Origin of the sequence: Anabaena sp. CA = ATCC 33047 (assembly GCF_963870205.1) — a bacterium.
In the GTDB taxonomy this organism is placed as follows: Bacteria; Cyanobacteriota; Cyanobacteriia; order Cyanobacteriales; family Nostocaceae; genus Trichormus.
Genome location: NZ_CAWMSA010000018.1, coordinates 13,108 through 28,862, shown reverse-complemented (window position 1 = coordinate 28,862; position 15,755 = coordinate 13,108). Strand labels below are relative to the sequence as shown.

At 39.8% G+C, this 15,755-nt stretch carries 12 protein-coding genes; 3 read left to right on the top strand and 9 right to left on the bottom strand.

The window, feature by feature from the left end; genetic code table 11:
• Positions 1–96 precede the first annotated feature (96 nt).
• From cas4 to cas3, 9 genes are all read right to left on the bottom strand, one after another.
• Positions 97–690, bottom strand: a complete 594-nt coding sequence (gene cas4, locus AACS98_RS05000; protein WP_066376975.1) for a CRISPR-associated protein Cas4 — start codon at positions 688–690, stop codon at positions 97–99.
• Positions 691–826: 136 nt separating this feature from the next.
• Entirely contained in the window at positions 827–1,645 is an 819-nt protein-coding gene (cas6, locus tag AACS98_RS04995) for a CRISPR-associated endoribonuclease Cas6 (RefSeq protein ID WP_066376973.1), read from the bottom strand.
• Between the two features lie 44 nt (positions 1,646–1,689).
• A complete protein-coding gene (locus tag AACS98_RS04990) occupies positions 1,690–2,301 on the bottom strand; it encodes a 2OG-Fe(II) oxygenase (protein ID WP_066376971.1) in 612 nt (203 codons plus the stop codon).
• Positions 2,302–2,367: 66 nt separating this feature from the next.
• Entirely contained in the window at positions 2,368–3,075 is a 708-nt protein-coding gene (gene cas5d / locus AACS98_RS04985) for a type I-D CRISPR-associated protein Cas5/Csc1 (RefSeq protein WP_066376969.1), read from the bottom strand.
• Positions 3,075–4,109 carry a type I-D CRISPR-associated protein Cas7/Csc2 gene (cas7d, locus tag AACS98_RS04980; protein ID WP_066376959.1) on the bottom strand — a complete coding sequence of 345 codons (1,035 nt, stop codon included), beginning with the start codon at positions 4,107–4,109 and terminating at the stop codon, positions 3,075–3,077. The genes cas5d and cas7d overlap by 1 nt, the downstream gene beginning before the upstream one ends.
• A gap of 43 nt (positions 4,110–4,152) precedes the next feature.
• Entirely contained in the window at positions 4,153–7,431 is a 3,279-nt protein-coding gene (cas10d, locus tag AACS98_RS04975; RefSeq protein ID WP_066376958.1) for a type I-D CRISPR-associated protein Cas10d/Csc3, read from the bottom strand.
• Positions 7,432–7,449: 18 nt separating this feature from the next.
• Positions 7,450–8,469, bottom strand: coding sequence for a PDDEXK nuclease domain-containing protein (locus tag AACS98_RS04970; RefSeq protein WP_066376957.1), 1,020 nt, complete (start codon positions 8,467–8,469; stop codon positions 7,450–7,452).
• A gap of 93 nt (positions 8,470–8,562) precedes the next feature.
• Positions 8,563–9,234: a hypothetical protein gene (locus AACS98_RS04965; protein WP_066376955.1), complete on the bottom strand. Its 672-nt coding sequence runs from the start codon at positions 9,232–9,234 to the stop codon at positions 8,563–8,565.
• Positions 9,222–11,399, bottom strand: a complete 2,178-nt coding sequence (gene cas3 / locus AACS98_RS04960; protein ID WP_066376954.1) for a type I-D CRISPR-associated helicase Cas3' — start codon at positions 11,397–11,399, stop codon at positions 9,222–9,224. The genes AACS98_RS04965 and cas3 overlap by 13 nt, the downstream gene beginning before the upstream one ends.
• 99 nt (positions 11,400–11,498) lie before the next feature.
• On the opposite strand from cas3, the gene AACS98_RS04955 reads away from it, so the two are divergent.
• The 3 genes from AACS98_RS04955 to AACS98_RS04945 all read left to right on the top strand — a co-directional run bounded on the left by AACS98_RS04955 (position 11,499) and on the right by AACS98_RS04945 (position 15,661).
• A complete protein-coding gene (locus tag AACS98_RS04955) occupies positions 11,499–12,365 on the top strand; it encodes a WYL domain-containing protein (RefSeq protein WP_066376952.1) in 867 nt (288 codons plus the stop codon).
• 265 nt (positions 12,366–12,630) lie between these two features.
• Positions 12,631–13,899, top strand: coding sequence for a hypothetical protein (locus AACS98_RS04950; protein WP_066376949.1), 1,269 nt, complete (start codon positions 12,631–12,633; stop codon positions 13,897–13,899).
• Between the two features lie 142 nt (positions 13,900–14,041).
• Complete coding sequence (locus AACS98_RS04945; RefSeq protein ID WP_066376947.1) at positions 14,042–15,661, top strand: iron uptake porin; 1,620 nt, start codon at positions 14,042–14,044, stop codon at positions 15,659–15,661.
• Positions 15,662–15,755 lie beyond the last annotated feature (94 nt).

Here is a 15,755-nt window from a genome sequence, read left to right as displayed (position 1 = left end):
TCTCCTAATTTATTGGAGGGTGAAGAGAGAGTATGGAGGTTAATTTTTTAAACGCGGAGGGGCGCGGAGGAAACGCGGAGGTACGCGGAGGTTTTTTTAGTTTGATTCTTGATATTTTTGTACTTTTTCTGCTGCTTGGGGTAGGCAATTAAGATATAAGCTACATCCTTGACAGCGTTCTGTTTTGATGGCTTTGGGCATTATGCCTGTATGTAACAAGTTCTGCACTGCTTCAATTGTATTGATGGTATTTTGTCTTAGTTTTTGGTTAATTTCTATTAATTGACGTTGGTGTGATTGGGCGTAATAAATGTAGCCTGTGTTGATAGTTTTTCCGGTCATTTCTTCTAAGCACAAGGCTTGAGCGCAAACTTGCATTTCATCATTATCCCATTCTCCTTTACGCCCGCGTTTATATTCGACGGGATACCATTCACCATTTTCTAATTCAATTAAATCAGCTTTGCCGATAAGTTTGTAATTGTCTGATTTCAACCAAATTGCTCTAATTTGCCAAGTTTCTTCCCGTTGTCCTTCACCTACAGTATGGACTCTTTCATGTAAGCTTGTGCCTTCAATTGTGTATTGATTGTCAATAAATTCTCCTGTACAAAACATCCGCCAGCAGCGATGCGGACAATAGCTATATTGATTTAATGCTGCAATCGGAATGAAGTCATGTTCATTCATGGTTTTGTTATTTAGTAAGTTGTGGATATGTTTAATTCACGCAGAGGCAAGAGAGGCAAGGGGGAAATGTAGAGACGTTGCATGCAACGTCTCTACATTTGTAGTTTTTGGATAATTCCCCATTCCCCATTCCCTCCTATAACCGCCGTACCATCCCCATACCCATTGTTGTTTTTCTCCCCACACCAGCATATAAAGCAAAGTCAGCTAAGGCGTTAATTTGCTTGATTTGAATTGGTTCAACTTCGCCTAAAATCCGATAACTAACTTCTCCCAAAATGCCGATAAATTTACTACGAGAATCAGCTAATATGTCTGTATGAATGTTGACGAAAGAGGGAAAAATTGTCTCAATTGCAATTTGAGACAATTCTATGCCACTGTATTTATTCCACCTTGACAGCAAGGAATTAAAAACACATTCTCTGGTAGGGAGGGTTGTGTCATATTGTCCTTGACGGAAGGCGGTAGGTGTGGAGAAAGTTAAGTTAATGGTGCGATCGCTCTCACTGGCTTGTTCATATAATTCAGGATATGTGCATACATTCGCCCAAGGTTGGGTTGATTGGGCTGTGCCTTGAATGCTAGTAATATACAAGTTTGCTGAACCCAAATGCCAAGGGTGTTCCGGGTTGAGATTTAGCCACAGTGGAGTTAGTTTGCTAAATAAGCTGTCATCTAGTAGGGAAACACGCCACCAGCAGGGAGTACCAGCCGGGATGGGTTGTTGATGACTAAATTGTAAGCTGTGCTGGTGTGGTTTTGGTCGTCGTTGGATTTGTAGCGGTGACAGGGTGAAGGCTTTATCCGCGCTAGAGTTATGCAGATATTCCCCCAATGCGGGATCTACAGAACTGACTAAGGTGAGGAATAAAGCATGGAAGTGTCTACCTGTGAGAAATTGCGGGTAGATGGGAGACTGGGGAAGTAGGTTGAGAACTAGGCTATGAGGCATACTACAATTCAAAATTCAAAATTCAAAATTCAAAATTCAAAAATTTATTTGCGTTTTTTGGTTGTAGACTGAGCAACTCGTGACTCTACGGTAAAAGATGGGATTTCTTCGAGTTCCGTGTCGCTCAAATTATACTGTTCGCAAACTAGACTCAGACGATATCCGGGGGTTTTAACCGGGTTCACAGCATGAGTTAAATCGCCTTGAAAGTGTAGTAATGTATTCATTTGCGGCTTAATTTGCCCCAGTTGGCGTTTGTGAGATTTGAGGATGAGTTCTCCGCCTTCCATGTTCAGAGGTACGCGCACATAGAGAACACTGACAAGGTGAGGCGGTTCAATGGTTTTGCAGTAGGAACGCAGAGAACGATCTATATGGGGATCAACGCGAGAGCCTTCTTTGAGTAGTAAGGGGTTGAGGTAGAAAGCGTTACAATTAGGCTGGAGAGCTAAGTCGAGATAGGGCTTGAAGTAGGGAAATTTTTGTTCTACTGTGGGGAGGTGCGATCGCCTGAACACCACAGAAAATCCCTTAGTCCCCACAAAATCGCGGTTGAGGTTGTTGGTTGTAAAGTAAGGACAAGCATGAATTTCTCCCCACAAGTGGTTAAGGTAATCGCTGGGGAAGGCGTTGGGTTGTTGTTCGTAGTGTTTCACGGTGGGTGTGGGAGTATGGGAGAGGCGATGACCTACGGTTGCTCGCAGACCATCGCACAGTCACAATTAACTACGAAAATGATAAGCTATATGCACCGGAATTTTTATGTCTTTCATCTCAGTAAATTGGTAATATTGCCCCCGCATCTGCACATTCTGAATTAGACTAACTGGAGGCATATTCACCACATCATAGCTAATCACTTGATTAGTGAACATCACATCTAAAGGATTTAATGGATATTTACAAGTGAATATACCTTCAGCAGTTTGAGGTTTAGGTAATTCCTCAACCGTTACCTCAGCCTTACTCATCCACTTACCTAAGCGTATCCACTTTGGTAATTTGAGTTGTTTTTGCGAGATTACAAAAAACTCGAATTCACTTTCTGGCGCAACTTCTTTGGCTCTACCAAAACTGGGAATATTTTTCTGGGTTTTCTCCATCTCTACATGATAGTTATTGTTAGCATACTTCCAAGTGTTGAGAATCGTAGAATGTCCGATTGAATGTGCTGGAGTGACATAAATTCCCTGTTGATTGAGGGGTGTTAAATGCTCCTCATATTTCGGCACTTGTTCAGGACAAAAGTAGCGATATGAATATTCTTCAGCTACGGTAGTAGAGTAGACTTCGCTATCAACTAAACCCAGAGCGTAACACAGAGCATAATTGTGAATTATTGGCTCTGTTTCGTACAATCTTCCAATTTCTCGCGTGGCATAATACAGGCTGTCGTGTAATTCTAATTGACAACGGTAAATCAATACCATTATTCTTTCCCCGCTCTCGCAGCAGTTTTCTTTTTACTAATGTGCTTATTGGCATAAGCTTTAGCTTCTGCATCAGCTTTTTGCAAGATGCTGGTAATTCCTGTTTCACTCGCCGTGAGTTTTTTCACTTCATTCAGAAGAGGTTCAAAAGCATCACCAATAAAGTCAGTATGTACGATAAATTCTTCAGACATCAATGCTTCAATCGTATTTTTAGCAGCAGTAATTACTTCGTCTTCATCCAGAGGATCGGGAGAATTTAAAGCATTATTAGCTTTCATCTGGTCATATATTGCTTGAGTCCAGCGCAGATTACTGGTAATTTCTCCATCAGCAAATACAACCCCAATTAACTCATTTCTCACCCTACCTGTACGGGTTGTTTGCGCTCCATAATGGCGTGTTCGTAAAATGTTATTAAAAACGTAAAGGAAGCTAGCTTCTGTGGGGTCTTTCAGTGTGACAATGCTAGGGAAGAATACTTGTGGTCTGATGTGGTCTTGTTGATTAAGCCTAGCTGTAACTGTACCTATCTCACCATCTAATTTACCATCTGATTTCTTCTCTCCTTTGGCTGCCATTGTGCCATTTTCATAAGGAGCATTCAGAGTAAACGTTTCATGGGATTCATCAAATGCTGTGATGGAAAATGCTGTATCTACAACAACTTTCGATTTTTCTGAGCCGGAATCACCAATAGCAAAACCATAAATAATACAATCAGGATTGTCCATTGCAAAAGCTACGTTATATTCGCATTCTTCCGGTTTCATCAATTCATACTTGCGGAGTAATTCCCGTCCAACTAAACGTTCTGGGGTAGACTGCTTGCGTTTGAAAATTGACAAACGGCTAATTGTATTTTTGTCTTTAATTCCCGCCCTGACTCTGGCTTTATTTAATTCGCCATCTGTTTGAAATAAAGGGTAAGATTCGGTGATACGAATTGTTAGGAAATGGGCATACTTACCCATTGGTTTGTAAGGAATTTCAGCTTGAAATAGTTGGGAATTTACAGTTTTTAGCAATGCCATAATCAATCTCCAAATAGTTTAGTAATGTTTGAGGTAAGATAAATTATTGATCGTCGTCAGATTCAGTAGACTTATCGTCTTTACCTGCATTTTCTTTGTCATCTTCTAGACGGTAAAGAAACTCACAAGTGTCTCGAATTAAGTTGATTTGACGACCTGCTAAACGTGCGCGATCGCCTGCAAATGCTTTCTCAAATACTTCGATGACAAAATACTTGGCAAAATCCAAGACAGCTTGTCTTTCTTCTTCCCGTTTACTCATTACCCAGCGTCCTTCCGCCGTGGAAGCATGAACCCGATCCATGAGTTTAAAAACTTCTGCGGCGACGGCTGCAACTAAGGTTTCTCCATGAAATACGCTTGACTCGGCTTTCAAGATAGTTTCTGCCGCAATATCAATCGGTTTTAACACAGCGTTAGACTTCGGATTATAACGTTTATTCGCCCGATAAAAACGGCGATAAAGTTCTGTTAAATTCTTGGGATGATTTAGACTCGATTCTGCTTTCACAATCAAGGTTTTCGTATTCATGTCATACTGTACATAAGGGTCAAAACAAGGATAAAAATGATAGGCATACAGCCTAATTTTCTCGATGCGTGCTGTTTCTACTCCTTGGTTACGTACCCAACGATTGAGGTAAGCAAAAACATACAAAGAACTGGTTTCAAAATCCTTTGCTAGTTCGGTAAATTTACCCCAGTTAGCATCATAACCAGATTTGCCTTGTCTAGCATTCACATCAAGGTGAATTGCATAGGCGGCGGTAAGCACATTTAGAGGTGCGGGGTATTGAATGCTGTTGTCATGCCAGCCTTCTAAGATGTAATCTAGACGGAAGCGATCGCGTCTGACTAATGCACGGAAAGCATGAGGCGCACTGTCTAAAAAAACGCTTTCTTCAAACTCAGCACCATCATTAAAAGGTGGAATTGGTGACTCAGACACCACAGTTTTAACATCTAAAATCATCGGGAAAGCAAACGCCAACCAACTAGGCATTATCCAAGATTCGGTATCGGTGCTATCTCGTCCTGGCGGTAGTGCCATGAAGTAAAATGTTAAAGGTTGGTCTTCAGGATAAGATAGTTTAAATGTGCGGTCTTTGTCACGTTCTAAGTTTTCATCAATTACGAAAGCATCTACACTTTGATAATTTTCTCGTTCTAAGTTAGCCTGTAAATCTTTGCTGATAAAGTGATTACGGACGCTAGTATCAAAACGAGTTTGAGCAATACCGTTGTAAGCTTTCTGTAAAAACTTGTTGGTTTCTGGTGTGAAGTAATAAGTCGGGTAAAAATAGAGATAGCGATATTTACCATCTTCAAATCGTTTACCCACTGCTTGAGTTTGATTCATTAAAATTTGCCTCAGCATCATCTCCACACCCGCAATACTGGAGATGTTGCGTTTAGCATTAGAACCTCCTAACATTTGCTTATTTGTATAAACTTGGGGAGTAAATAAAACTGCCGATTCCATCTGTTCTGTCACTGTATAGGCAGAATGGGAAATTGAGCAGATTAATTGTTTTCCCCGTCCTGGTTTTTTGGCAGCATTATAGTTATTCAACTCAGCTAAAAATGTATCGACTTGAGTTTTAGCTGATGCTTCTTGATTCGTGTTTGGTAACATCACAATGCGTGATACCCAAACCCTTAAATCCTCCCAACCATCAGGCAGTTCATACTGTGCAATGATTGGTGAAATTAAGCCTGTGAGATATTGAATAACTTGTTGACAAGTTGCACGCACATTTTCAATCCCAGGATGATGTTCCAGATATTTTGCTGCTAGGTAATACCATTCATAAGGTACGCCTCCCGTATTTCCTTTTAATTTATGTTCTTTCAAACTTTCGTTGATGCGCTGAATTTCTCGAATTTGGGGCAAGTATGCTGTCAAGTTCCAAAATTCTGCAACTTTATGGGTTAAATTTAAAGGTGGAACTTCTGGCAGCTTTTTATCTTTCTTGCGAATATCCTCAATCCGATTTACCGTTTCATCCCAAATTTTGCGACTAACTAAATCACCAAACTCTGCTATTTGGTCTATGCGGATATCATCATCAAATTTAAAGTCATATTCAGCAGATAAAACGCCTTGTTTTTGAAACTTAATTAAATTTTCACTGCGACTTTTAGCAACTGAATCTTTGTTGGGGTTTAAGATGCGTAGAGTAGCATCTAACGCTACCTGCATCAAGCCAGGAGAATCAAAAAATAAGTTGTAATATTCGGCATATTTCATACCTTTACCATCTCTACCAAAACCTGTTTGTCTCAGGCGTAGTTGTCCTGCACAAAGCGATTTAATATTATCAACTACTCGGTCTGGTAAGTCTTTGGTTGAAATAGGAGGTGCATGACGCGCAGCTAAATAAATTACGCCAGTTGGCAGATATAACAAAGGTTCGTAGTAGGTATGCTCATCTGTATTCAAACTCGTATGAGATTGAATTAAAGCATTGTTGACTACATTAGTTAAAACCCCTCTATTTTCAGCAATGCTGTGATAAGTAAGTTTTAACTGTCCATCACTTAAAAAGTGGATAACTTCTTTGAGTTTGGAGTGTTCTGCGTCTTGGGGATGTTTAACAATTGAGGCGAGAGAGTCAGCTAACAATGTTAAACCTGATAGTTGTCGCAGGGTGCGATCGCGCAATACTGGATTCAACCCAAATTCGGAAAAATTCCAGTTAGTATCCCACCTACTTTGTGCATTATAAGCCATGCACAATAAATCATCAATATATTCTTGATAAGCTTCTGGATTCTCTGGATTGATAAACTTATCTAGTCCTAATTGACGAACTTTTGTCTCAATAATTGGGCGATGTTCTGCTAATGGCAACTTCCGGCAATCATTCGGGACATCAGGGAACTTTTCAAAGTCATGTAAAATAAACCCAGCAATTACTAAACGCCGTTCTCTTTCTTTCACCACTCGCCGGACTGTAGTATCGAGTTGCTGTAAACGTCTCTCAATTAAATTAGCCGGGAATAATCCATTTAATAAGTGTGTATTCAATGATTGATCAGCAGCGTTATCTCGTCTAACTTTGCTTTTTCCTTCTGCTTCTCGCTGTTGGTCAATTGCATCAAAATACTTACCACCTTTAGCAGTTACACCAATCGCTATTCGTAAGAGATTTGGTAAAACATACTCAGCAAAATCTGCCATTACTGCATCATCAGGATTTTGTGCCTGAATTGCTTCGCGTAGTAGTTTCAGACTGAGTAATTCTCCTTGGGTTTCGATAGTGCGATCGTTATCACTATCAAAGCCAAAATCACCCGATAACCAATCAATATCAGTCATTGTTTCATCTCCAAATTTTTACTCCACTCCTTCTAAAAGTTTTGCCACTTGCTCAGGAGCAGGAAGTTGATTTCTTAAATCTTGAGGCAATGAAGAAAATACTTTGTAAGTTGCTACACCAATTGGTTTATTAGATTCTCTCAGCGCGTATTCAACAATAGTTTTGTTCTTAGATTTACACAGAATAATCCCAATTGATAAATTTTCATCTGGTAGTCGAGATAAATCATCCAAGGCTGCCAAATAAAACTGCATTTTTCCTACATATTCAGGCAAAAAATCTCCTGTTTTTAACTCAACAGCCACTAAACACTTTAATTGACGATGATAAAGCAATAAATCAATAAAAAATTCCTGATCGCCAATTTCTAAGCGATACTGACTACCAACAAAAGTAAATCTTCCACCCATTTCTTGCAAGAATGGTTCAACTCTTGCTAAAATTGCTTGCTCTAGTTGCCGTTCGCTGTGTTCATCTGCTAATTCTAGGAAATCAAAAGTATATTCATCTTTTACTGCTAGTTTTAACTGATTACGAATTGCTGCGGGAACAGTTTGGTTAAAATTCGTTTGGTTTAGGAGAGTTTTTTCATAAGTTTGATTTTCGATTTGGTGAATCAAAACATTCTTTGTCCAGCCAAATTTACGAGTCATTCTGATATAAAACTCTCGTTCTAAGTCATCTTTACACTTCTCTAAAATGACTATATTGTGAGTCCATCCAATTTCTGCCACCAATGGTGGCAGAATTTCTTTTGAGTGATAAGTTAGATAAAAATCTCGCATTCTCCAAATATTACGTGCAGAAAATCCGCTAATTCCGGCAAACTCTGTTTGTAAGTCTTTTGCTAACTGTTCCACTACAGATTTACCCCAGTCTGCTTCCTGCTGTTGGGTAACAATCATCTTTCCAATATCCCAGTAGAGAGCAATGAGTTCTTTATTTACTGCCTTCAGTGCTTCATACTGAGCAGAACGAATGCGCTGTTTGACTTCCATTAGTAAATTTTTGTATTCGTCTGGAATTGGTTTACTCATAAAATAAATTTATTCTTATGAACGACCAGACAGATTTATAAGATGAAAAAATAGGGGCTTTCAAACTGATAAATTCTCAGCCCCCATTTAGATTTATGCAACTAACCTCACAAACTGCTTAGGATTTTTGTGAGATTTTTGTGGAAATAAATCTAGTTCCAGCTGTTTATACTCGTTACATGATCGAGTCTCTTTAACCTGCTGCTCTTGTTCATTCATCAGACTAGGCTGATTAGATGTATAAGGGCGCAGGTCAAAGAGTTCCAGCTGTTTATGATTCTCCATATAGCTGAACCTCCAATTAAATTGTGTTGCTGGAGGCTTCTGGCTAGAAATTAGAAAACAATGCGCGTCAGAGGAATAAAATATCGTCCAACGAGTCTCCGTTCCTGCACTCAAGCGTTGAAGCCACACTTGATCGTGATGGTAACATAGTTTTATTGAGTTCAGTATCAGAAGACAGTCCATTTTTATTAAGAAAAATTTTATTTCTTGATAAAATAATGTAAGATATGGATTAGTGGCAGCAAAACTTGCTTCACAACATATGGGCAAACAGTAATCCCTATCAGGGATTGAAACTTCCGATACTGTTCTCAGGCGTTTATGCCTTATTGCCCATACTTGCAAGCTATACAATGAATTAGTAAAAGCTTGCTTGATTCTATAATCCCTATCAGGGATTAAAAGTAAATTTACTGCTAAAAGTTTCACCCTTAAATTTATCCAACTTGGTAATATGGATTGAAACCTTAACCAATCCATATCTCATCTCCTTTGCTTTTAAAGGTGTATGCTAAAGTATCAAGCAACAACGCAGATTGACCAAAAGCGATCGCATAAGGTGCTGTGGTATCATGAAAGCTGTACTGATCGCTAATTGGGTAAATCTGAAAGTGCATCGGTAGCCTTAGCCGCATCCGCACTTCCGCAACCGGACGGCGAAGCACGTAACAGACTAAACCTTCCTTCTTCAGTCGTTTGTTAATTTCCCCAATCCAGTAGTTTTCAGGTTGCCAAATTTCCACACCCTTTAAAACCTGAACTTTCCAAGCATCAGCAATTGGCTGCAAGTCGCCAGAGTAGGTAAACTTCCAGTTCAGTCTTTCCTCGCGGTAGCCACGCAACCTCATAAATGCTAGACAGTGTTCAAATCTACCTTTAGCAATGGGTTGTCCGGTGCGTGTTGCGGTTTCTTTGAGTGTCCGTATAAATGCCGCTTCTGTCCACACTTCAATTTCTAAATTACCCAAAATGCCGGGTAAATCGTAGGTTTTAAATCTGTCTACTTCATTCTCTTCGGTTAAATCGTACAACCCACATTGCAAAGGACTCGAACCGCGAAAACTATAAGCATCCTGAGCAATGGGATTTCCTGATTTACCTGATAGTGCTTGCCAATCTTTCGCCCATCCTGTAACACGTCCAGCAACAGATTTTAAACTGCTGTCAAATACTTCTTGACAGGCTTTTTGAAACTTTTCTCGGCTTTGGGCATACTGTTCTTTAATGGTGCGATCGCTTAACTGATAACATAGCCAGAATGACTGCACTGCACCCCATCTTTTATAATACCCGCGAAAATCATTAATCTGGCGATATTTATCAGCGATAATATTATGAAAAGTCGGGCGATCGCAAATCCTATTTACCTCTAAAGGTGGTGTCTCTCCCTGAAATAAACGCTCTACTAAAAAGTTAGGTACTAACGCCCATGCTGTAAAGTTTTGAAACTTAATTTCTTGACCATCTTTTTCATAGCCATCATGCCTACCTAAGCGTCCCAACCGTTGAATAAAGTTACCAGCATCAGACGATTCAAAAATCAAGAAATTGATTTTAAAATCAACACCTACATCAATTGTGCTAGTTCCCAGCACCAAATCAGCCGCCAGACTACGCTCTTTTTCTGCTTTTCCTGATAACCCTGTATTTTCTCCTACCTTTAATCCGTAAGGCTGCAAAATATCTTGAAAAAATGGCGTTAGGCGTTTAACTGCTGCAATTGAATTGAGAATAATTGCCCCTTTACTCCCTGGATATTGGTGAAACTGTTCCACAATTAAATTACTATTTTCCTTTAACCAAACTTCCGATGCTTTAAAACTCGGTTCTAAAGGGATAAAATTCAGTGATATTGTCCGCGCTACTTGTCGCCATCCTTCGGTTTTAAGTTGCTGTTCTTGTTCTGCGGTGTCAGGAAATTGATATTTATTTTTGTCAATCGGATTAATTTCTTGACAGCGAAATCCTGCTTTTTCTAATTTACCAATTAAATTACTATCTGGTGTGGCAGAAAGAAACAAAAATTTCTTCCGGCGGTTTGTGCAGCGAATTAACAGCATAGTGTTAATAACGCTGGCTATTTGTGGCGCAGCAAAGACATGAAACTCATCAAAAATAAACAAATCAAAATCTTTGTCGATTTTCCCCCAGAGTTTATCGGGACTATCGCCACGAATTATATAAGCCCCTCGATGTAAATAATGAAAAATATCTGGGTTGGTTAATAATGCTTCTCTTTGGCTAGTGAGAGTAGCGATTGCTGCGCCTTTTTTCAATCCTTCATTTGCTGCATAAATTTCTAAATCAGCACCACTCAATCTGACTACACGCGGTTGATTTTCTGGTTGAAATATTTCTACATATCTTTGAATCTGCGTTTCTTGATCACGGGCTAATTCATTAGTTGGGTAAAGTCCAATTGCAGAAAATTCACCCTGGAGAACTTCTAAATATGCAGCCAAGCTTTTACCATCGCCTGTCATTGCAGTGTTGAACACTACATCAATATTGGGATTGCGTAGTGCTTCTAAAGTAGCGACTTGATGCCAAGAAAGTGACCAATTTTTAGGTATTTGCACCCCATCAGGTGTGGGGACTGTTTGAGAATAAACAGACTTGAGAGTGATTTTATAACTTTCGGACATACACTTAAATAGTGTCCGTAACTGGTTGTTAAAAACTATATTGGCACGCAAAATGGAAGTTGGCAAGATTTATATGTATAAAAGTGTCCGTATATTTTTATGAGTCGTAAAGGTCAGTCTATAACCCTGTCGGTGACAGAACGTGATAAAGCCGAACTAGAAGCGATCGCCTTAGAATTCGGTATGATGTGGGGAGATGATCCCAATATCTCCAAACTGATCAAAGCGATCGCTCAACGTAAGTTAATCATTGGTAAAAATCATGATTGGCCAGAGTCACGCATCCGCGCCTTACATCGGTGTATTGGTGCTTTAACCTATATCGGACAAATGGAACAAGCGCAAATTATTGCTAACTTGTTATTAGAACGCAGCGAATTATCAACCCCACTGCGAAATGAAATTCTCAGCTTCATAGAAAATACACCCCCAGCTTGGCGGTTACAACTAGACCGTTATATTCTCCGTCAGCAACCCTTTCAACTTTCCTATCAGGATGCAGCAGAACGAGTATTTAATTTTACAGTCCGCTATGCCAAAATTAACCCCCACGAAAAGCGGCAATATCTTGATTGCTGGTGTGAGGAAACAGCCGACAATAAGGATGTCCCAGAACTTACACATAACTGGTGTTTTCGTTTAGACCGTATTCTTGATGCCGCTATCACGCAAATTGCTGGCGAGTGGCGATCGCAATTGGATGAAATAGAAGTGGAAATGCACTTATTAAACAATTTAGCCTTTGCTTATCAAGCGAAACCGCAAGATGTTTTCAATGAATGGCTACCAGACACACAACGAGTGCGGAAAGTTGTCAGACGGGTATCTAATACTTTTTGGTTTATGCGGGAAATCATGCAATACACACCCGATTGTGTGATTGTAGCACCAGAAAATGTGCGATCGCTCATCAAACAAAAACTCATCAGTTGCTGTGAGAACTATGATTTACACCTGTCTGACTAGGAGGCATACACAATACGGCTAACCCCTTTGTATAGATAATTTAAATACCCCCATCCCAAAAAGGGAAGGGGGTCAGGGGGTTAGGGGATTAGGGGATTAGGGTTTTGAGGACTCTAATGTTTGCAATAATACCGTGAAAACATCCTCAGTACAACCTTCATTAATGAAACTTAATAACAACGGTTCAGAAAAATCATAGGAACTTATGTATTCTAAAATAGAGTCAATATCAGTAAATTTAACAACATTACTCAGGTAAAACGTGATGAAGTGGCGCAGATGGTCATCACATCAGACATTAATTCTCAGCATTTTGCTAACCTTATCTTGGGTAACTCCTACGTTAGCCCAAACAAATAAACCTCTCACCCGTGCTGAACTCTACAAAATCATCAAAATTGTCGAACTGCTACTACATAACCAAACCCAACGCCCCGCCCAACCTAATGATGTCATAGTTCCTAAAGATGCGGTGAGAACCGGGACGAGTTCAGAAGCGCAATTATTTTTCAATGATAAATCTTTAATCAGGGTAGATGAACGCAGTGTGTTTCGTTTTGAACCAGGGTTGCGTCGCTTTAAACTGCGTAATCTCATCGCCCTGAATGAAATGATTTTTAAATTAGATGATGGCACAGCATTAATTTTAAGTCCACCGGGAAGCGTGGGTACAGCAGTAGAAACCCCAGAAAGTAAGATTAATATTTTAGCACCACGCCCAGCGATCGCCAGTCATCAGCCTCATCTCATTGCTAGTAATAAAAGCATCAAATTATCGCAAAATAACGAGTTATATAGACCAGCACAAAAAGCTAGCGCAGTGATGGTTTTACACGACAAACAACGCAACACCACGCAAGTTTTTGCACTCACAGATGGAGATATCAAAATTTCAGACCAGCAAGATAAAAAAACAGTAGCATTAAAAGGTGGTCAAACAGTAGCCGTCAAAAATGGCAGAGTCGGAAATCCCCAAGAATTTGACTTACCAGCTTTTTATAAAACTATTTCCCTGGCTGCTGGGTTAGCACCAGGACAAGAAAATTTAATAGCCCAAGAATCTCCACCAGTACAAGAAACATTGAAAGCTGTCAGAGTCGAAACATTAGCAGCATTAAAAAATCAAGCCCAAAGATTTAGAGGATTTAGTCGAACATTTCTGGCAGATGCTCTCAATGGTACAGAAGGTGATTTAAATCCTCGTCCTAGAGTATCAGTTAGGATTATTAATCCGCAAATTGTCACGGGAACTTTTTATAGAACAGAAGGTAATCAAGGCGTGTTTATCCCAGATAATAATCCCAATGCTCCTAGAAATGTTAACGTAGATTTTGACCAAAGAACTATTACTATTGATGGCAATACAGGCGTATCTAATAACGCTGGCTTGAGTGGGAATAATGCGAGTGGTTCAGTGATTAATGCTAACGGACAAATCACCCAAATAGAAGTTTTTGGGGTGAATGGTGAAGAACCACAAGCAGGTATTCCTTATCGTGGTAGTTTGACAACAGGGATAGCACGCGATCGCTAGATTATTTGCAAAGAAGTATGTAAATAAATTAAATCTAACAGGATTTTTGTTAGTAGTGAGAAATTGCTCGCTCTGCTTCAAATTTTTAAAGGGCTAAAGCCCTTACTACGAACTTTAATTTTATTAATTTGTGTGAGAAGTGATGTTTAATAAAGCCAGTTTATTGCTTCTATCAGGAGCAACATTATTGGGGATAAATCAACCAGTTTGGGCAGAAAATCAACAGCAAATTTTAGACAATAACCAATTAATTAACTCAGAAATTATTGAAACAGCAAATTTTCCAGACATAGATTTAGAAAAACAACTAAATCCCAGCTTAGAACGAGTGACATCAGTCTCACAATTATCTGATGTGCAACCAAGTGATTGGGCTTTTGTTGCCTTACAATCTTTAGTAGAAAGATATGGTATCATAGCAGGATATCCCGACGGCACATTTAAAGGCGATCGCGCCATGACTCGCTACGAATTCGCCGCCGGATTAAATGCAGTATTAGATAAAATCAATGAATTAATCACAGCCGGATTAACAGAAAAATTTAAACAAGAAGATTTAGAAATCCTGCAAAAATTACAAGCCGAATTTGCTGCCGAATTAGCAACATTAAGAGGAAGAATAGATGCTTTAGAAGCCCGCAATACTAACATTGCAGCGCAACAATTTTCTACAACCGCAATATTAGGAGGACAAGCAATATTTGGGTTAGCAGGTGGTTTTGGTGGCGACCCACCAGGGCGAGGAGAAGCACAGCCAATTTTTACATATCTTTCCCAATTACAGTTAGTTTCATCCTTCACAGGTAAAGACCGATTTAGATTAGCCTTAGTTAGTGGCAATGCTGCCTTTGATAGCTTGGCAAATCCCGACGCATTTAATACTAATATGGCGAGATTAGCTTGGCAAGCAGACTATGACAATCAAGTCAGACTAGATTCTCTAGAATATCGCGTAGCGGGATTAGGCGATCGCGTTGTTTTCACCTTCAAACCTGTAGGCTTTAGTTTAAGCAGTGTTCTCAGCGTCAACTCTATCTATGCAGACGCAGGACAAGGTGCAATTTCCCTATTTGGCGGTTCAACTCCCATCTTAAAAATTGGTAGTCTAGATGCAGGTTTAGGCTTCGACTGGTTAGTATCCGACCAATTACGGATGCAATTTGCTTATGGGACGAGAAATAGCAACGATAGCAGTCGGGGTTTATTTGGTGCAGACCATAGCGCATTAGGAGTACAGTTACTATATAAACCAACCTCCGCCTTAATCACAGGTTTAGCTTACATCAACGCCTACTCTAATAACGCCCAACTAGATACAGGTACAGGTAGCAGCAACGCCGACACCTCTGGCGGTATTAATGAACCATCACAAATTCATGGACTCAACGCCAGCATGAGATGGCAATTAAATGATCAATTCGTGTTGGGTGCGTGGGGTGGTATAGTAGTTACAGATTCATTGCAATCAGATGCAGTCATTCTCAGCAGCACCTATACCGTGTCCTTGGGAGTGTATGACCCCTTTGGCAGAAAAGGAGATTTATTAGGCTTCATCTACGGACAACCACTAAAATTAAATAACGGCGTTGCAGTTGCAGCAGTAGACGCAGGTAATTCCACCCACTACGAAGTTTTTTACCGTTACTTAGTCAACGATAATATTAGTATCACCCCCGGCTTTTTCATCGTCACCGACCCTGGACATATCTCCAGAAACAACGATATCTTTGTTGGTACTATCCGTACTACCTTTAGTTTTTAAAGTTCGTAGTAAGCGGCTCTAGCCCTTTCTTAAGGACTAAAGTCCTTACTACAAACCATTAATTATTTACCTACTTACCTGACTTTTCACGAGT